Source organism: Rhodococcus sp. DMU1 (assembly GCF_012272955.1).
In the GTDB taxonomy this organism is placed as follows: domain Bacteria; phylum Actinomycetota; class Actinomycetes; order Mycobacteriales; family Mycobacteriaceae; genus Rhodococcus; species Rhodococcus aetherivorans.
Map to the genome: position 1 here is coordinate 522378 of NZ_CP050953.1, position 18090 is coordinate 540467.

Consider the following 18090-nt stretch of genomic DNA (forward strand, 5'->3'; position numbering starts at 1 on the left):
CCCCTACGAACGCCCTGAAAGGACTTTCACCATGGCGCGACCTCGCAAGCCGATCAGTTCCGAGATGGGTTGGAGCACGGCAGACAAGATCGTCGTTCGCGGACGCGATCTGCCCAGCGAACTCCTGGGCCATGTCAGTTTCGGTGACATGGCATACCTGGAAGTCATGGGCCGCCTTCCCGATGAGCGCGAGTCGCAGGTCTTCAATGCCCTGCTGGTGACCCTCGTCGAGCACGGCATGACCCCCAGCGCGATGGCAGCCCGGCTCACCTATCTGGGCGCTCCCGAGTCTCTCCAAGGCGCGGTGGCAGCAGGCATTCTCGGCGTCGGAAGTGTCTTTATCGGGACGGCAGAAGGCTCGGCCAGCATGTTGTCGGAAGCGATCAGCCCTTTGACCGAGCTCGACGAAATTCCCGCGGTGGCCGAGAAGATCGTCACGGATGCACGTGCAGCGGGATCAGCCATTCCCGGCATTGGACATCCGGTACACAAGCCGGTCGATCCACGTGCTCCCCGTCTGTTCGAGATCGCCGAGGAGAACGGTCTGCGCGGGCTCTACGTTGCGCTGATGGAGGCAGTCTCCGCGGAAGCCGGGCGGCAGTACAACCGCGTCCTCCCGGTCAACGCCACGGGCGCCGTCGGGGCACTGCTCTGCGAGCTCGGTTTCGACATCCGTGTCGCACGAGGCCTCGGCGCGATGGCACGAGCTGTCGGACTGGTCGGGCACATCGCCGAGGAACTGGACAATCCGATCGCCCGAGAACTCTGGTTCCGCGCCGAGGACGAGGTGGTCGATCAGAAGACCGAGCACGTATGAGCACCGTCAAGGAGGCTCAGTTGTTCCGACCGCCAGGGGGGTTCGTCCGGGCTGTCAACAGACTGTCGCAGGCGCTGATGGTTGTCGGAGCCATCGCATGCGTCGTCATGATGGTTCACCTCATGATCGATGTCGCGGCACGCACCGTTTTCAATAGTCCCCTCCCCGGAACTCTGGAGACAACGGAGTATTGGTGGATGACAGTGCTCGTCTTGGCGGGCTTGGGCTTCGCGCAGATGGGCGACGACAACATTCGCCCGACAGTCCTCGTGGATCTGCTGCCCCCGGCGTGGCAGCGCGGCGCGGAGGTGGTGGCCACGGCACTTCTGGCGGTTCTCGCCGCAGGAATCATGTTCTACGGTTGGCAGGCCGCGGTGCAGAGCTTCGAACTCCGACAGGCGGCCCTGGTAGCCGATACGTCGATCCCCATCTGGCCCGGCGCGTTCTTTGTCCCAGTCGGAGCGGCCGTTCTCATGCTGCAAAGTGTCGCGACGATGATCCAGATCGCCATGGGCCGGGCCCGGGTGTCGCACGGAGAAGATGTGATCTGAAATGAGCGTCACAGACGGCAGGTCGGTGTTTACCCGCGATGAAACGGACGGCTTGACGGAGGAGGCGGCCGTACGTCCGCCGAGACGTCGCGGGACTGCCGGCATCGCACTTTTCTTAGTAGTGGCGATTGCATCGGTCGTGCTGGCGCTGGTTATGCTCTTCGTCCCCCTGGAGCGGCAAGTCGTGGGGGTGCTGGCCATTGCGCTCACGGTGATGATGATGATGGCCGGAGTGCACGTTGCTGTCGCAATGGCGGTCCCCGCCTTGCTGGGGGCATGGAAACTCGGCGGGACGTCGGCAGTGGTCTTCATGCTTGAGGAAGTTCCTAGGGGCGCTGTCGCGAGTTGGACGATGAGCGTGATTCCGCTCTTCATCCTCATGGGACTGGTGGTGGTCCAGACAGGAATGGCCACGGTCTTGTTCGACGCAGCCAAGCAGTGGATCGGGCGTCTCCCCGGTGGACTCGGGGTCGGCACGATTGTCGCTGGGGCCGGACTGTCGTCCGCGAGCGGGAGCACACTCAGCGTGACTTACGCGACGGCGCGACTCGCGGTGCCAGAGATGCTCAGTGCCGGATACTCGCCCCGAATGGCTGCCGGTACGGTGACCGTTGCCGGGATGCTCAAGATGCTGATCCCGCCGAGCATCGCCGTGGTCATCTACTCGGGTATCGCAGGAACCCCAGTCGGTCCGCAGTTGCTCGCCGGGCTGGTGCCAGGACTCCTCTTGGCGCTCCTTTTCACTGTGACGATCGTCATCCGCGCGAAGCTGAACCCCACGTTGGCACCTGCGGTGGATATGTCTGAATACACGTGGGGAACCAGAGTACGTGCGTTGGGACGCGCTTGGCCGCTCCTACTGCTGATGACGATCATCGTCGGAGGTGTGCTCAGCGGAGTGGTGACCCCGACGGAATCGGGAGCTCTCGCAGCGTTGGCCGCCATCGTCATTGGTGGTTGGTTGTCTCGTCGCAAAGGGCTGAAGGCGTTCGTGGTGAACATCGCACGGGCACTTGCTCAAACCGTGGCCGCGACGGCAGTGATCATGTTGCTGATCGTCTGCGTCCACTTCGTGACGACATTCACGGCGATGAGCGGCGTAGTGCAGCAACTGTCTGTGTTCGTCACGGGCCTCGGCCTCAGTCGAACCGCGTTCTTGCTCCTCCTGATCGTGATGTTCCTGATCTTGGGCATGCTGATGGACGAACTGTCGTTGATGCTTCTGACGGTCCCCATCCTGTTGCCCATCCTGGCGGAGTTCGACGTCTCCTTCATCTGGTTCGGAGTCTTTCTCCTACTCCTGTGTGAGATCGGCATGGTAACGCCCCCCGTGGGAATGCTCTCGTTCGTCGTGCACGGAATAGTGAAGGATCCAGCGGTCAACCTCGGCCACAACATCTCGCTTATGGACATTTTCCGCGGGACGTTCTGGTTCGTCATGGTTGCGATCGGCCTGATCGTGTTCCTAATCTTCGTTCCTGACCTTGCCCTGTGGTTGCCCAGTTTGATGGCGGACTGAACCTCGATCCACCGTCGCTGATTCGGATCTGATTGTCGATCGTTTTGGGGGATCGCTGATTGAAAGAAGGCCCGCGCCCTCGTGAGCTGGGTGTTCTTCAGGCAACCAGACTAGTAGACCGTCGCCGCTAAGAGCGTGTCTTGTATGGGTCGGATCCTGTGTACGGCATGATGCATGGCGTGGTCGATGCGTTGTCTACTCGGTTGGTGCCGGATGCGTTGTGGGAGATCGTCGAACCGCTGCTGCCTCGGTTCTCGCCGAGGCCGCAGGGCGGCGGCCGGGCGGCGCTCGATGATCGGGCGGTGTTCACCGCCGTCGTCTACGTGCTCACCAGTGGCTGCGCCTGGCGGCACCTGCCACCGTCGTGCGGGGTCAGCGTCCCGACCGCGCACCGCCGCTTCGCGGCCTGGGCAAAGGCCGGGGTGTTCGACGAGCTGCACCGCCAAATCCTCGACCGCCTCGGCGCCGGCGGGGACCTGGACTGGTCCGCGGCGATCCTGGACGCCGCGCACGTCCGGGCGAAAAGGGGGGCTCTCTGACCGGTCCCAGCCCGGTCGATCGAGGCAAGAACGGCTCGAAGATCCACATCCTCTCCGACGCCGATGGTATCCCACTGGTCACCGCGGTGACCTCGGCAAACACCCACGACAGTGTCATGCTGCAGCCGATGGTCACTGCGATTCCGGCGGTGCGATCGCGTCGTGGTCCGCGTCGCCGCCGGCCCGGCCGGTTGCGGGCGGACAAGGGTTACGACTATCCCGTACACCGCCGGTGGCTGCGGGCACGGGGCATCGTCCCGCGTATCGCCCGCCGCGGCGTCGACAGCAGCGAGCGCCTCGGCCGTTACCGGTGGAAGGTCGAACGCACCCTGGCGTGGCTGAGCGGCTATCGCCGGCTGACGATGCGCTACGAACGTCACGGTGAGCACTTCGCTGCCTTTCTCCAACTCGCTGCTGCGCTGACCTGCTTCAAGAAACTGGCCAAATGAGACATCCTCTAAGTGTTGGGATATAGGTGGCGGAGTTTGATGCGGGCGTCGTCGGTGGTGAAGTGCCACTGGACCTGGCGTTGATCGGCATTGGTCTGCCGTTGCCAGGCAGTGAGTTCGGCGCCCAGCATCTCGAGGTCCTCGATGCGCCGGTCCAGGCACTGGCGGGTCAGCACCGAGAGCTCGATCTCGGCGATGTTGAGCCACGAGCCGTGTTTGGGGGTGTGGTGGATCTCGAGCCGCTGCGCGAACGCCTCGGCCGGCTCGAAGGCCTCGTAGAGCGATCCGATGCCGTGAGTATTGAGATTGTCCATCACCAGCACCACCGTCTCTGCGTCCGGGTAGTCCACGCACAATAGCTCTTTGACCTGCCGGGCCCAGTCGACCTTGGTGCGCCGGGGCTGGGCATCGACACGCCGCCAGCCGGCCAGAGGCTCGACCCAGCAGAAGATCGAGCAGGTCCCCTGCCGCACGTACTCCGAATCCTCTCGCCGGTCGCGGCCCGGGGCTGCCGGGATCGGGTCACGCACGTGAGCGAGGAGTTGGTAGGGCTTCTCGTCCATGCACACCACCGGGCGAGAGGGATCGTGGGGGCGGGCGTAGACCGACAGGACATCCTCCATCCGAGCCGTGAACTCCGCGTTCGCCTTGGGTGGGATGGTCCAGCACTTCTTCAGGTGAGGACGAAGTGTCGTTTTTTTAAGGCTCTATTGCTCTGAATGTGGATGACCGGACCTGTGGTATGGCCAGGTAGCGACGGGGTGGGCGCACGGGCCGGCCCGTAAGGTCGAAAGCTCCTACACTCATCCACCTGCTGGAGCTGACCCGTGCGCGCCACCACACTACTCACTCGACTGCTGTGCCTGCCGAACACCACCGTCCGCGACGTCGAGATCGTCGATGACCGGGTACGGGTGGCGGTGCGTCCGCGATGCCACCGGATGCAGTGCCCGCACTGCTCCTATTCGACCCGTCACCGCTACGACACCCGTGACGTCGATTCGTCGTGGCGGCACCTGGACCTGGGCGGACGCGTCTGCGTGCTCACCCTGCGGCGCCGACGACTGCGCTGCCCGGAGCACGGGGTGTTGGCGGAGGCGGTCGACTTCGCCCGCCCCGGATCGGGGTTCACCCGCGACTTCGAGGACCTGGCGGTGTGGCTGGCCACCAAGACCGACAAGTCCACCGTGTCGGTGTTCTGCCGCATCACCTGGCGCACCGTCGGTGCCATGTGCACCCGGGTCGCCGCCGAGAAGCTCGACCCGGACCGGTTCACGGATCTGGTCGACATCGGTGTCGACGAGATCTCCTGGCGCCGACACCACAAGTACCTGACCCTGGTTTCCGACCACGACACCGGGACGATCGTGTGGGGCACCGAAGGCAAGTCCGCCGCCGCCCTCGACGAGTTCTTCACCGACGCGTTGCCCGCCGGCGCGGCCGAGAAGGTCGAGGCGGTGTCGATGGACCTCGGTCCGGCCTATCGGAAGTCGGTGCGCGAGCACGCCCCGCAGGCGACGATCTGTTTCGATCCGTTCCATGTCGTCAAGTCGGCCACCGCCGCGCTCGACGACGTGCGCCGCCGGCAGTGGCAACTCGCGCGCACCCTGTCGGACAAGCAGATCGCGAGAACCTACAAGGGAGCCCGGTGGGCGTTGTTGAAGAATCCCGACAACCTCACCGCCACACAGAGATCCACCCTGACCGAACTCAAACGTCGCGGTGGCGCTCTGGCCCGGGCCTACGAGCTCAAGGAGGCGTTGCGGGCGGTGTTCGCCGGTGACCTCGACGTCGATCAGGTACCCACCATGCTCGGACGATGGTGTTCGTGGGCGCAGCGGTGCCGCATCCCGCAGTTCGTCAAGGTCGGCAGAACGATCCGGGAACACCAGGGCGGTATCCTCGCTGCAGTTACCCGGGGACTGGCCAATGGACGCCACGAGGGACTGAACAACAAGGTCCGGTTGATCATCCGCCGGGCCTACGGATTCCACACCGCGGAGAATGCGCTCGCGATGGTCATGCTCACCTGCGGGCCGGTCACGCTGACTCTCCCATACCACACCGACCGTCACCCACATTCATGACAAGAGAGCCTTTTTTAAGATCCGGCCGATGGTCGAGTGGTCCAGGTCGGGGATGTCCTCGACAAGGGCGACGTGCTTCTCCAGCAGTCGCAGTGACCACCGGGCATGTCCTGCCGGGGGCTGTGAGCAGGCCAACGCAATCAACCTGGCCTCGATCTCGCCGGTGATCTGCGACGGCACCGGCGGGAGGTCACGCTGTTTGCGCCCGATCGTGGCCTCCACGTCCTGACCGGTCTCGGCGAACCGCTTGGCCACCAGTCGCACCGTCTCACCCGAGACTCCCAACCGTGCTGCGATCGCCTTCTTCTCATCGACCGCCCCGGCCGAGGTGTCCAGCGCCAGCAACATCCGGGCCCGTCGGATCATCGAGGCCGGATGCACCCCGGTGGTGGTCAATCGTTCCAAGAATTCACGATCAGCCGAGCTCAACGTCACCGGACGCTTCTTCTGCGAAGGCATGACAACAGTCCTGACCGGCAGAGGGGAAGGGGAAGCCTGCCGCCCCAACCGTAACGAAACAAAACAGAATTAAGCAGCGACACCCTACTAGCGGCACTCCGTCGGCTCCGCACTCGAGATCGCCCAGTTCCTTGAGGGCCACCCCGCGGTCGACTGGGTCAGGTACCCGTACCTCGAATCGCACCCCCAGCACGAACTCGCCAAGCGGCAGATGAGCGGCGGCGGCAGCGTCGTCACCTTCGCACTGAACGCATCCGAGAGCGAAGCGAAGAAGCGGGCATTCGAATTCCTCGACGCCCTGCGGCTGGTCAACATCTCCAACAACCTCGGCGACTCCAAGTCGCTCATCACCCACCCGGCCACCACCACCCACCGGGCGATGGGCCCGGAAGGTCGTGCAGCCGTGGGCATCACCGACGGCGTCGTCCGACTGTCCGTGGGACTCGAAGACACCGCCGACCTGCTCACCGACCTCGAACAGGCCCTGTGACGCGTCCCGGCGAGATCGTGATATCGAATAGTCGGATGGACGAAGGCATGGTGTCTCTCGGCGAACTGCGCAAACCGGGCTGCCGGATTTTCATCAACGAGGTGCTGCAGCGTCCCCGTTGCAGAGTGTGAGGATAATCGGGTTGGGCAGCAAACGCGGCGATAGCCCGCGCGCATTCGTGGCTGTCCGGCTTGACCCGCAGCCAAGAAAATGAAACCAGGAAAGAAAGTAGTCCGCTGGTGGACGACGGCGGCATGTCCGACCCGTCGACCTCGAGTCCACAACCTGCAGCTGACTCCCACACAGCGCGCGAACAGGGATACCTCTACCTTCCGGTAGCGCACTGATCCTCACCGCAGGTGTCCGGGTACGACCTCATCTGTCGTTGTGGGTACGACCTCATGTGTCGGTGCCCGACGGTCTTATGGTGCCGGGGCGTCGGGCTTGGTGACAAGGGCTTGGCGGTCCTTGAGTCGGTAGCTGGGCCCGTTGATGGTCAGCACGTCGCAGTGGTGCCGCAGTCGGTCCAAGATGGCGGTGGCGAGGACATCGTCGCCGAGGACCGAGCCCCACTCATCTGGGGCGCGCATATGTTCGTTCTGACGGAAAGATGCTGCTAGCTGGTCCTATCAACGTTCTGCGTGTCGCACTGCTTCCCAAGGTGTTATCGGCGTATGTTAGGTGTCGCCTGAATCATCGAAGTGTGAAGAAGGTGTGCTGGTGATGGACGGGTTGCGATTGATTCCGGGTAGCGCCGTGCCGGCCGGTCCGGTGACCGCGGATCCGTTCGTCTTTCAGCGGGAGTGCGTGGACGCGTTCGTCGCGTCGTGGCGCGCGCGAGGATTCAGCCCGGTGACAATCGACAACGATGTTGGCCTGCTGGAGCGGATGTTGGCGGCGCTGGGGCGCCCGGCGTGGGAGGTCACCGCAGACGACATCGATCGGGTGGTCGGTGATCTCGCGGCGGCAGGTCGAGCGTCAGCGACCCGCCGGGAGTACGTGCAGATCTTCAAGGGATTCCACCGGTTCTTGCAGGTCCGCAAAGCAGCCGAGATCGAGGCCGGGTTCGGGGTGCGGTTGGTGTGCCCGGTCGACGAGTTCAACGCGTCCCGTCACGTGGGTGACGACTCTCCGGCGCTGCTGCCTCCGCCGACCCCGCAACGGGTGGACGAGTTCTTCGACTTCATGAAGTCCCGGATCGCCAATGCCCGCAAGTGCGCGCCGGCTGCCCGGGATTACGCGTTGTTCCGGACGCTCTATCACGCCGGGTTGCGGTCGGAAGAGGCTGCACTGCTGGAGGTTGCGGATCTGCATTTCGGTCGCGGCCCGTTCGGGAAGCTGCACGTGCGATTCGGCAAGGGTGCCCACACGTCCGGTCCCAGACCGCGGTGGGTGCCGATGCTCGACGGTCTGGACCTGGTGTTGCGGTGGTTCCTCGCGGATGTGCGGCCCAGGTTTCCGGACTCACAGGTGTTGTTCGCCGACGAGTCCGGCGGCGCGTTGCACCGCGGAACGATCCGAAACCGGTTGCGTTACCTGATGGACCTGGAGGGCAGACCGCTCGCCGATCGGTTCAGTCCGCATGCGATGCGGCGAGCCTGCGCGACTCACAACTACGAGCGCGGCGTGGATCTGGTTGCGATTCAACAACTGCTCGGTCACTGGACGGTGGGTTCGACGATGCGGTATGTGCGGCCGTCGGCCACGTTCATCGAGGATGCCTATCGGCGTGCGGTCACCTCGACGTTGGCCGAATTGAGCGGAGAGGACGGTCAAGAATGAGAATCCGATGGCGACTGCGCATGGCCGCGGCCCAGCGCGAGATCTGGACGGGAGCCGACCTGCGCCGGCTACTTGCCGAGAAGGCCGGCCTGGACATGTCGGCGGCATCGGTGTCGGCACTGTTGACCAAGGAACCCAGTCAGATCAAACTCTCCACCCTGATCGCTCTGTGCACGGCGCTGCAATGCACGCCCGACGACCTGTTCGAGATCGATACCGCCCCGGTTGAGCAGTCCCCAGCCGCGCCCGTGCCGGCCCCGCAGGCGAAAGCGCAGTCCGTCAATTCCCGAGGTCGGTCCATGCCGCCGATGTGACCTGATGCCGTCCGGAATGGGTTGTGGAAGATGGGAAAACGGCAACGCGACTGTGTCGGGTGCGGCGCCCCAGTGGGGATCATCGGGCGAGACCGGTGCTGCTTGTGCATCCGTCGGATACGAGAACGCTCGGCCCGGCAACGATGCCCCGACTGCGGTCGCGATCGTGTGCTGGTGCCGACCACCGGCCGATGCGTGCTGTGCTCGAGGCGTTGCACCGAGTGCGGCCACATGGTCCGCAACGCCGATGCCCGGTTATGCAAGACCTGCCGCCGCCGCGCCGACCTGCTCGCCCGGCAGGAGCCGTGTCCGCGGTGCGGGAAGCCCGGCTATCTACGGGAATCAACCGGATGGTGTGGCTCGTGTTCACGGTCAGGCCCACCGAAGGACCCGCCCAGGATCTGCATGAGCTGCGGGGAACTGCGTCGGCATCAGGCTCGTGGCATGTGCTCGCGGTGCTGGCAACGTCACCCGGACCGCCCCTTCATCCAGGGTGATACGCTCGCCGCTCGACTGGATGAAAAGCCTTCCTGGCTAGCAGATTTCGTCGTCTACCTCGCTGCTCGATACTGTCCCGGTCGCGCTTGTAATGCGATCACCGCCCTCGGCCGACTACTCGAGGACAACGAGCCCAACCATCCGCAATCCGTGCTCGAACGCTCCCGTCAGCCGGGCAGGTCGATGGGCTCGCTGGCACGGGCATTGGAGAACTATTTCACCGAGCACGGTCTGGCGATGCCCACCGATCAGCCCGAACGACTCGCTGCAGGTCGTCGGCAACGCCGCATCGATGCGATCGCCGAGCCCCTCCGTCCCGCAGTCGCATCCTTCGCGGACCACTTGCTGCGCGCTCGTGAACGCGCCCGTGTAGCGGGAACCCGGCCGCGCAGCGACCAGACGATAGAGGTCGCGTTGGCAACAATGCGCGATCTCGCCAACTTTCTCTATTACACACGTGGAAAACAAGATTGGTCCACTATCGATGTCAACGACATCGAAGCATTCCTCAGCACGCTCGTCAGGGCCCGCAAGAGGCGACTGACCGTACTACGTCAGTTCTTCCGATTCGCCCGGTCCCGTCGGCTGCTCCTCGTCGATCCCAGCAGCAACTTGTCAGCCAGAGAGTCCCAAGCATTTCGCGGGCGCACCCTGACTCGCGACCAGCAACGCGCCTTGTTCCGCAGGTGGACCACCGACCCGACAGTCCACCCGCACGAAGCGTTGGTCGGGATGCTCGCGCTCCTGCACGGCGCGTCCAGCCGCGAGACCCGGCTTCTGCGCTGCAGCGACGCCCACTCGCAGCACCACACCCTGCAGCTGGGCAAGCAGCCGCACCCGGTGCCGCTGGACCCTGCCACCTGGTCGGTCCTGGATCTATGCCTTGCTCATCGCGACCGACAACGGACCACCAACCCCCACGTGATCGTCACCAAGGGCACCAAGGCCGGGCGGGCGGCCGCCTCGACCGCATATCTCAGCCACGTCCTCGACGACTGCGGATACCCACCTCGCACCATCCGCAGCACTCGCCTGGTCGACCTGGTCAACACCCTCGATCCGAAGCTCGTCGCTGCTGCTTTCGGGATGGATCCCCAAGCCGCGCTGATCTACCTCGCAGACCACGTCGACCCCGACCGGCTACCGAACCCGTGACACTTCGGCGCCACCTCGCACTTGTTCGCGCGAACAAGTGCGCTTTGGTGAACGATTTGTTGCTGGTCACGATCGTCGCGCCCTTCTCGTATCGGCGGCTGATCAACTGGAAGACTCCCCCGAGCACTGCGTGCAGGGAGGTGCCCCCATGTTGGCTTCCTCCCGGTCGAGTGGCAGGTAGCCGACTTCGTCGATCACCAGCAGTGACGGGCGCATCAGGCTGCTCAGTTGCTTGGGCAACCGCCCGACCGCATCGGCGGCTTTGAGTTTGCGGACCAGGTCGTCGAGGGTGGTGAAGTGGATCGAGTACCCGGCCTGACATGCCGCGACAGCCAACGCCACCGCGATGTGTGTCTTGCCCACTCCGGGTGGGCCGAGGAGGGCGACATTGCTTGCTCGGGAGACGAATCCGAGTGTCGACAGGTCCCGGACCCGGCGTGGCTCGAGGCCAGGTTGGAAGCTGTAGTCGAACTCGTCGAGGGTCTTGTGGTGCGGCAGGGCCGACAGCTCGAGCGCAGTGCGGAAGCGCCGTGATTCCCGTACGGCCAGTTCCTCGGCGAGCAGATGGTCGAGGAAGTCGAGATAGCCCATCGAGTCCGTCTCGGCGCGGGCGGCAGCCTCGCCGGCGGTCTCGGCGGTGTGACCGAGACCGAGTTTGAGGGCGTTGTCAGTGATACGTTGGGTGACAAGGGAATTCATTGGTCTCTCCAGGGTGGTTGTGTGGTCGGATGACGTCGGCGTAGACCGACAAGGGGCGGTGGTCGACGTGAACGTGTCCGACTTTCGCCGCGACCAGTTGCTCGAGCAGCTCGACCGGCGCCGGGGCCGACGGGGCAGCTGTCACGACGTGGCCGGGGTGCGGGTCGGGGTCGACGGTGGTGGCGCGGGTGTGCCCGTCCGGCAGGCCGGCCCAGTGCGCCGGATCGACGATCCACGACCCTTTCGTCGTCGCCCGCGGATGCACGCACAGGATCTGCCCGCCGTCGCAGGTCAGGGCGGCGATGGCGACGCTGTCGGTCCCGGCACGAACCTCGACGCGCTGCCCGGCGCGCACCCGGTCGGCGGGCACCGAGTACAACGACGCCTCGAACGAGACCAACGCGTCCTTGCCGACCCGCCGCAGGTGCGCATCGGCCACCAGATACGGCTGCGCCGGCAACGGCCGCAACGCGGCGTGATCGACGGCGGCACGCTCCCCGATGAGCTGACCTGGGGGCACCGCCCGCGTGCGGGGGAGGGTGCGGTGGACCTGACCGCGGCGGATCGGCACCCAGTCGGCGAACGCCCGGTCGACGTCAGCCAGGTCGGTGAAGGTGCGGCCGGCCAGCACGTGATCGCGCACGATCGCGACCTGCCGCTCGACCCGCCCCTTCCCGGTCGGGCGATAGGCGCCGAGCACGTCGATCTCGAACCCGTAATGACCGGAGAACGCGACCGCAGCCGGGTGCAGCGGCACCGCATGAGCGGGGCGGACGTGGCGGCGCACCACCGTCTTGGTGCGGTCGTAGACGACGGTGGCCGGGACACCACCGAAGTGGTCGAAGGCACGGATGTGAGCTCCCCAGAACGCGGACAGACCCATGCTGTGGGTGAAACAGCGTCAGCGGGTCCCGCGAGTAGGAGAGCACCATGTGGAACGAGTAGACCTTGCGCCCGGAGCCGAACAGGTCCCCTTCCTCACCCCAGTCGACCTGGGCCTGCGCCCCGGGGACGGTGTCGAAGCGGCGGTGCAATCCGCCCGAGGGCAGCGTCCGGTCCGCCTCCAACTCGTCGGCAATGACGGGACATGCTGTGCGACAGAACATTTTGACGCGTTGATAGTGGACGGTGATGTGGTAGTCGGCGGCGAGACGTTCGCAGATCACCGAGGCCTTGAGGCCGATGTCGGCGCGGAGCATCTGTTCGATCACCGCGGCGGCCTCGTCGGTGATCGCCCGGGGCTGTGTCCCGGCCCGGGACGTGCCCTTCGGCGGGGTGGTCGGGGCGTCGGCGGCGAGGTAGCGGCGCCCGGTGCGCCAATCGCAGCCGCATTCACGGGCGATCTCGGCGTAGGTTGCACCGGCCTCGTGCAGTGCTGTGAAACGGCGGATGTTCATCCAGGACTCTCCATCGAGGATCATGGGCAAGGGCCACCCTTCGGGTTCGTCAACTTGGCGGTAGACGAACCGAAGGGTGGCCCTTGCCGTGGGCGAGTAACGGCAGGACTCGCCGAACACCTACATATGAGGTTGTACGTGGACCGTCACGTCAGGGTGTACGCGGACAGCAGGGTGCAAACTTTGGCTCTCTTGTCATGAATGTGGGTGACGGTCGGTGTGGTATGGGAGAGTCAGCGTGACCGGCCCGCAGGTGAGCATGACCATCGCGAGCGCATTCTCCGCGGTGTGGAATCCGTAGGCCCGGCGGATGATCAACCGGACCTTGTTGTTCAGTCCCTCGTGGCGTCCATTGGCCAGTCCCCGGGTAACTGCAGCGAGGATACCGCCCTGGTGTTCCCGGATCGTTCTGCCGACCTTGACGAACTGCGGGATGCGGCACCGCTGCGCCCACGAACACCATCGTCCGAGCATGGTGGGTACCTGATCGACGTCGAGGTCACCGGCGAACACCGCCCGCAACGCCTCCTTGAGCTCGTAGGCCCGGGCCAGAGCGCCACCGCGACGTTTGAGTTCGGTCAGGGTGGATCTCTGTGTGGCGGTGAGGTTGTCGGGATTCTTCAACAACGCCCACCGGGCTCCCTTGTAGGTTCTCGCGATCTGCTTGTCCGACAGGGTGCGCGCGAGTTGCCACTGCCGGCGGCGCACGTCGTCGAGCGCGGCGGTGGCCGACTTGACGACATGGAACGGATCGAAACAGATCGTCGCCTGCGGGGCGTGCTCGCGCACCGACTTCCGATAGGCCGGACCGAGGTCCATCGACACCGCCTCGACCTTCTCGGCCGCGCCGGCGGGCAACGCGTCGGTGAAGAACTCGTCGAGGGCGGCGGCGGACTTGCCTTCGGTGCCCCACACGATCGTCCCGGTGTCGTGGTCGGAAACCAGGGTCAGGTACTTGTGGTGTCGGCGCCAGGAGATCTCGTCGACACCGATGTCGACCAGATCCGTGAACCGGTCCGGGTCGAGCTTCTCGGCGGCGACCCGGGTGCACATGGCACCGACGGTGCGCCAGGTGATGCGGCAGAACACCGACACGGTGGACTTGTCGGTCTTGGTGGCCAGCCACACCGCCAGGTCCTCGAAGTCGCGGGTGAACCCCGATCCGGGGCGGGCGAAGTCGACCGCCTCCGCCAACACCCCGTGCTCCGGGCAGCGCAGTCGTCGGCGCCGCAGGGTGAGCACGCAGACGCGTCCGCCCAGGTCCAGGTGCCGCCACGACGAATCGACGTCACGGGTGTCGTAGCGGTGACGGGTCGAATAGGAGCAGTGCGGGCACTGCATCCGGTGGCATCGCGGACGCACCGCCACCCGTACCCGGTCATCGACGATCTCGACGTCGCGGACGGTGGTGTTCGGCAGGCACAGCAGTCGAGTGAGTAGTGTGGTGGCGCGCACGGGTCAGCTCCAGCAGGTGGATGAGTGTAGGAGCTTTCGACCTTACGGGCCGGCCCGTGCGCCCACCCCGTCGCTACCTGGCCATACCACAGGTCCGGTCATCCACATTCAGAGCAATAGAGCCCAAACTTTAGCTCCGCATCATGGCCGAGGAACCGAGCGCCTTCCGTATCCCTGGCCAGGCAAGTGCGGTCCGCCGGCGGGGTCTGGCTGCGGCGGTGGCCCTCGGTGTCGGGGCCGGTCTGGCCGGCGCCGAGATGGTCAATGTCGGTGCCTCGGATGTGCGGGTCCGCGGCGAGCATGTGATTGTCACCGTGTCAGGGCGGCGGGCACGGCAGGTTCCGGTCCGGCCGGCGTACCGTGAGGATCTCGCCAGGGTGAATGGGGGAGTTCAGATCTGTGGTCATCGTTGTGTCCTTGGGGGGATGGTGGCGGGTGGGGTACTGGGTTGAGTCGTCGTTCAGTGGTAGTCGGTGATCTCGACATCGTGCGCGGCGGTGCCGCGCCAGACGAAGCAGGTGCGGTCCTGATCGTTGATCCGCACGCTGTACTGTCCTGCCCGGTCGCCGGAAAGCTCCTCCAGGCAGTTGCCTGGCGGCACTCGTAGGTCGTTGACGTCGGTGGCCGCGTCGGTGACCAGGAGATTGTGGTGCGAACACCCACGCAGAGCCAGTGCTCGCCCTACGTCTACCGGGTGGCCGGGCGGGAGGTGCCGATCGTCGACGGTACTGAGCTCGGGAAGGGTGAGGTGTTCGTTCGACAGCTCGACGAGTTTTCAGGACGATTGCGATGACTGGTGAGGGGACCGCGATCGCCGCAAGGTCTGACACTCCCTCTGCCTGTCCGCTGTATCCCTGGGGGTTAACCCTCTGTCTCCCAGGGATACTCCTGTCCGAGGGCGGGTGGGCGCAGCACTCGAGTGATCGGGCGGTTATTCGATCGCGTAGCCGATTCGGTCGGCAGCTCCGGCCAACCGTGATGCGAATCCCGGGTGGTCGAGGGGAAGGGTCATCTCGGGCCGATCCGGGAACGCTGGGCCGGCAGGCGTAAACAGCGCGACGCATAGTTCACCGGCGAACCGGCCGCGGTAGGCAAGCCCGTCGAGATCCGGGTGGGCGGCGCGGATGGTGCGCGCCCAGTGCTGGGCGATGCCGTGTGCCGCGGTCGAGAGCGCGAAGTTCGCTCCGACGCGAGTCGGCCATCGGCCGGGCCCGTGGGCGGCGACGTCGAGGAGATGCAGGGGCCGGGTGAACCGCACCGCGGTCAGGTAGGGGACACGGGTGCGGGTATCGATCACCCGGGTGGTCTGGAACGCCTCGGCCAACGCACCGGGCACATCGGCGGCGCCGTACCAGACCCCGTGGCGGGCGTGGCCCCTGCGCGGCATCGGGTGCGGGTCGAACCGCAGGACCGGACCGAAGGTGCGCAGCCTGTTCCACGGCAGGACGTGTTCGCCGCTGGTGGGGTGCACCCGCCAAAGAAGGGTGTCGGTGTCGAGTCTGAGGTATTCGTCGGATGTGATTCCGTCCGCGCGGAGCGCCTTCACACCCGGCGGGTGGGGTAGTGCTGGGGGCATCGGCGGCTCAGGCCGCCAGGTACTGGTCGACGACCGACAGGGCGTCCTCGACCGTGCCGCCGGTGAGCAGCCAGTCGAGGACCGAGTTCGGGGCACCGTCGACGACAAGGGACGGTTGCGGCGTCGTCAGCAGACCGTGGATCGACAGGGGCTGCATGTTTTCGGGCAGGGCCCGCAGAACGGCGTCGAGGCCGGGGACCTGGCCGTCGTCGGTGAACTGTACGGCGGGGAGCAGCAGCCGGTTCGCTCGCTTGATCGCCCACAGACTGCGGTCGCCGACGCGCTGTCGGACGCGGGAGGCGCCGACCCCGCCGAGTCGTTCGGCGGCCTGCTCGACGGTCAGGGCGCTGTCGAGCAGGCGACGCATCCGTGCGGTCCGGTCGGCGACGGCGATGGCCAGGGCGAGAGGGGATTCGGGCGCGCCGCCCGCGTCGAGGAGGTCGGCCTCGTGGGCGGCCAGGGACGCGGCGGGGTGTGTGGCGACCCGCAGCGCGTGCAGCAGGGGCAGCAGATCGCGGCGATCGATGCTTGGGGTGTCGAGCGCATCGGCGGCGGCGCTTTCGAAGTCGACCTCACCGGCCAGGTAGCGGTCCTCCACATCGGTCATTCCCACCACCTCCTAACAGTCACTAACAGTATATCGTCCTGTTAGTGAGGGGAGTGTGGGAGTTGTCCGGGCCCGGCACGGCATCGCCGCCCGCGGATCCGCACACGTCGACGCAGGTGGAAGGGCAGCATGGTCCTTGTCGCGACCGCCACGCCGAACCGCCCAGCAGGACCTGTCCGAGCGGGCGGTAGCTGCTCAGCTCCGCATGCAGCAGGGTGGCCGGAATCCAGTCGAGGAACTGGTCGAGCATCTGCGGCCCCGGCGTCCCACCGCGGAGCAGGACGTGCACGCGCAGCACGCCGACGGGCAGAACGTGGTCAGGTCAGGGCAGCCGAAGGTAGCGTCAGGCACGTCGACGTCTTCCAGATGGGCGGTGTGGGAACCTCCGCCTTCGGAAGACCTCGACACCTGCCCCGGGACCGACGCGCCAGCCACCATCCAACCAGCGACTACACCCTCAACTGTGAAGGACCGGAATAATCCGGATGATGGTCGAATTGATGATTCCCCTACCTGCAACACGTGTATGCGTATGTGGCTCCTCCCATGGGAAGAGCATGACCTCGTTCCCCCGGACCGCATTGATACAGCCCCGACTAATTCGCGGGCGAGGTTCGGAGAGCTCGTCGGGACGAGACGGCCTCACCGGTCCCAGGCCTCGGCTTCATGCCAGGCGCGGTCGCCTGGGGATCCATCAGTGCGTGCACGCCGCGGCCCACGTCGGCTCGGGTCACCCGACACCGTGTGCCGGGCGAGCCGGACTGGCGCGACCGCGTCGGTGCGACCGACACGTGGCCGCTCTTACCCCATAGATTTCAGGAGAAGTGCTCAATGTCGGTGCAGCTGAACCACACCATCGTCCACGTCCGTGACCGCGCGGCTTCGGCGCGCTTCTACGCAGACATCCTCGGGCTCCCGGACCCGAAACCCTTCGGCCATTTCATGGTCCTGCCGCTGAGCAACGACGTTTCGCTGGACTTCCTCGACGCCCGCCGGGACATCTCGCCCCAGCATTACGCCTTCCTCGTCTCGGAGGACGAGTTCGACCGGATCTTCGAGCGGATCACACAGCGAGGCCTGGACTACTGGGCTGATCCCGGGCACCAGCAGCCCAGCACGATCAATCACAACGACGGCGGCCGGGGGGTGTACTGGTCCGACCCGGATGGGCACAACCTCGAGATCATCACCCGCCCCTATGGCGGCTGACCGACGACCGGCAAACAGCGCACCTCATGCGACTGAGCGTGAGCCGGACCGACTACGACTGGCGCGCCTCTCCTGCGGCGGTAACCGCGCACCTGCAGCAAAGCGGCTCGGGCCGCCTTCCGCGGGCCCGGACACCGTGTGGATGCCCGACCACCGTCCCAGGTGAGCCCGGCTGCCGGAGACCGTGCCGATATTCAAGGCATACAAGGCAACTGGGTTATCTGGCCGCCTGCGCCACGCCGGGTGTTGCTGGGCACGATGCTCATCGCCGCGACGTCCCGCCCGGCGGGGCTGCTGGTCAGGGTCGTCCCCACCTCGGTGTCCTCTTCGGGGGCCGCGCCTGGTCTCGGTGTCGGAAACGGGCGCAGCGGTCCATTCGGTGGCGTCGGGGTTGGTGAGGTCGCGGCGGTCGGCAGCGACGCGGTCGAGCTCGGCGAGCAGCATGGTCGCGGGGGCTGTGGACCTGGAGCGCTGCGCGAAATCGGCG

The 18090-nt window shown here is 65.8% G+C and carries 15 protein-coding genes and 4 pseudogenes; 10 read left to right on the forward strand and 9 right to left on the reverse strand.

Going from position 1 to position 18090, the window contains the following annotated elements:
* Positions 1 to 31: 31 nt before the first annotated feature.
* The 4 genes from HFP48_RS30345 to HFP48_RS30360 all read left to right on the forward strand — a co-directional run bounded on the left by HFP48_RS30345 (position 32) and on the right by HFP48_RS30360 (position 3875).
* A complete protein-coding gene (locus HFP48_RS30345; protein WP_168581005.1) occupies positions 32 to 817 on the forward strand; it encodes a citryl-CoA lyase in 786 nt (261 codons plus the stop codon).
* Entirely contained in the window at positions 814 to 1368 is a 555-nt protein-coding gene (locus HFP48_RS30350) for a TRAP transporter small permease subunit (protein WP_168581006.1), read from the forward strand. Before HFP48_RS30345 ends, HFP48_RS30350 begins: the two co-directional genes overlap by 4 nt.
* A 1-nt stretch (position 1369) precedes the next feature.
* On the forward strand, positions 1370 to 2887 hold the full coding sequence (locus tag HFP48_RS30355; protein WP_168581007.1) for a TRAP transporter large permease: 1518 nt from the start codon (positions 1370 to 1372) through the stop codon (positions 2885 to 2887).
* A 170-nt stretch (positions 2888 to 3057) separates the two neighbouring features.
* Positions 3058 to 3875 (forward strand): IS5 family transposase gene (locus HFP48_RS30360; RefSeq protein ID WP_210432868.1). Its coding sequence is split into 2 segments (ribosomal slippage): positions 3058 to 3409 and positions 3409 to 3875, totalling 819 coding nucleotides; the frame shifts between segments, so codons are not numbered across the junction.
* A gap of 8 nt (positions 3876 to 3883) precedes the next feature.
* Here the strand turns inward: HFP48_RS30360 and HFP48_RS30365 are convergent.
* Positions 3884 to 4567 (reverse strand): annotated as a pseudogene (locus HFP48_RS30365) (IS630 family transposase); the annotation flags it as partial.
* Positions 4568 to 4702: 135 nt separating this feature from the next.
* Here HFP48_RS30365 and HFP48_RS30370 point away from each other — a divergent pair.
* Complete coding sequence (locus HFP48_RS30370) at positions 4703 to 5962, forward strand: ISL3 family transposase (RefSeq protein ID WP_168581008.1); 1260 nt, start codon at positions 4703 to 4705, stop codon at positions 5960 to 5962.
* Here HFP48_RS30370 and HFP48_RS30375 read toward each other — a convergent pair.
* The gene (locus HFP48_RS30375) at positions 5957 to 6421 is read right to left on the reverse strand and encodes a helix-turn-helix domain-containing protein (RefSeq protein WP_168581009.1); all 465 of its coding nucleotides are present in this window, start codon (positions 6419 to 6421) and stop codon (positions 5957 to 5959) included. The two genes, HFP48_RS30370 and HFP48_RS30375, sit on opposite strands and share 6 nt — an antisense overlap.
* Before the next feature lie 91 nt (positions 6422 to 6512).
* Here HFP48_RS30375 and HFP48_RS30380 point away from each other — a divergent pair.
* Positions 6513 to 6911: pseudogene (locus tag HFP48_RS30380) on the forward strand (PLP-dependent transferase); the annotation flags it as partial.
* A gap of 422 nt (positions 6912 to 7333) precedes the next feature.
* Here HFP48_RS30380 and HFP48_RS30385 read toward each other — a convergent pair.
* Positions 7334 to 7486 (reverse strand): annotated as a pseudogene (locus HFP48_RS30385) (ATP-binding protein); the annotation flags it as partial.
* A gap of 148 nt (positions 7487 to 7634) precedes the next feature.
* Here HFP48_RS30385 and HFP48_RS30390 point away from each other — a divergent pair.
* The 3 genes from HFP48_RS30390 to HFP48_RS30400 all read left to right on the forward strand — a co-directional run bounded on the left by HFP48_RS30390 (position 7635) and on the right by HFP48_RS30400 (position 10660).
* The gene (locus HFP48_RS30390; RefSeq protein WP_210432859.1) at positions 7635 to 8693 is read left to right on the forward strand and encodes a tyrosine-type recombinase/integrase; all 1059 of its coding nucleotides are present in this window, start codon (positions 7635 to 7637) and stop codon (positions 8691 to 8693) included.
* Entirely contained in the window at positions 8690 to 9007 is a 318-nt protein-coding gene (locus tag HFP48_RS30395; RefSeq protein ID WP_168581011.1) for a helix-turn-helix transcriptional regulator, read from the forward strand. The genes HFP48_RS30390 and HFP48_RS30395 overlap by 4 nt, the downstream gene beginning before the upstream one ends.
* Positions 9008 to 9412: 405 nt before the next feature.
* A complete protein-coding gene (locus HFP48_RS30400; protein WP_348983373.1) occupies positions 9413 to 10660 on the forward strand; it encodes a site-specific integrase in 1248 nt (415 codons plus the stop codon).
* Between the two features lie 49 nt (positions 10661 to 10709).
* On the opposite strand, the pseudogene HFP48_RS30405 reads toward HFP48_RS30400, so the two are convergent.
* The 6 genes and pseudogenes from HFP48_RS30405 to HFP48_RS30430 form a co-directional block, all read right to left on the reverse strand.
* Positions 10710 to 11359: pseudogene (locus tag HFP48_RS30405) on the reverse strand (ATP-binding protein); the annotation flags it as partial.
* A complete protein-coding gene (locus HFP48_RS31930) occupies positions 11328 to 12242 on the reverse strand; it encodes a hypothetical protein (RefSeq protein WP_246872654.1) in 915 nt (304 codons plus the stop codon). The pseudogene HFP48_RS30405 and the gene HFP48_RS31930, both read right to left, overlap by 32 nt.
* A 709-nt stretch (positions 12243 to 12951) precedes the next feature.
* Positions 12952 to 14211, reverse strand: coding sequence for an ISL3 family transposase (locus HFP48_RS30415; protein WP_168581008.1), 1260 nt, complete (start codon positions 14209 to 14211; stop codon positions 12952 to 12954).
* Positions 14212 to 14671: 460 nt separating this feature from the next.
* Positions 14672 to 14974 carry a type II toxin-antitoxin system RelE/ParE family toxin gene (locus tag HFP48_RS30420; protein WP_246872726.1) on the reverse strand — a complete coding sequence of 101 codons (303 nt, stop codon included), beginning with the start codon at positions 14972 to 14974 and terminating at the stop codon, positions 14672 to 14674.
* Between the two features lie 168 nt (positions 14975 to 15142).
* Complete coding sequence (locus HFP48_RS30425; RefSeq protein WP_210432861.1) at positions 15143 to 15787, reverse strand: RES family NAD+ phosphorylase; 645 nt, start codon at positions 15785 to 15787, stop codon at positions 15143 to 15145.
* A gap of 7 nt (positions 15788 to 15794) precedes the next feature.
* On the reverse strand, positions 15795 to 16394 hold the full coding sequence (locus HFP48_RS30430) for a DNA-binding protein (RefSeq protein ID WP_168581014.1): 600 nt from the start codon (positions 16392 to 16394) through the stop codon (positions 15795 to 15797).
* An 831-nt stretch (positions 16395 to 17225) separates the two neighbouring features.
* On the opposite strand from HFP48_RS30430, the gene HFP48_RS30435 reads away from it, so the two are divergent.
* Positions 17226 to 17603, forward strand: a complete 378-nt coding sequence (locus HFP48_RS30435) for a VOC family protein (RefSeq protein ID WP_168581015.1) — start codon at positions 17226 to 17228, stop codon at positions 17601 to 17603.
* Positions 17604 to 18090: the final 487 nt, after the last annotated feature.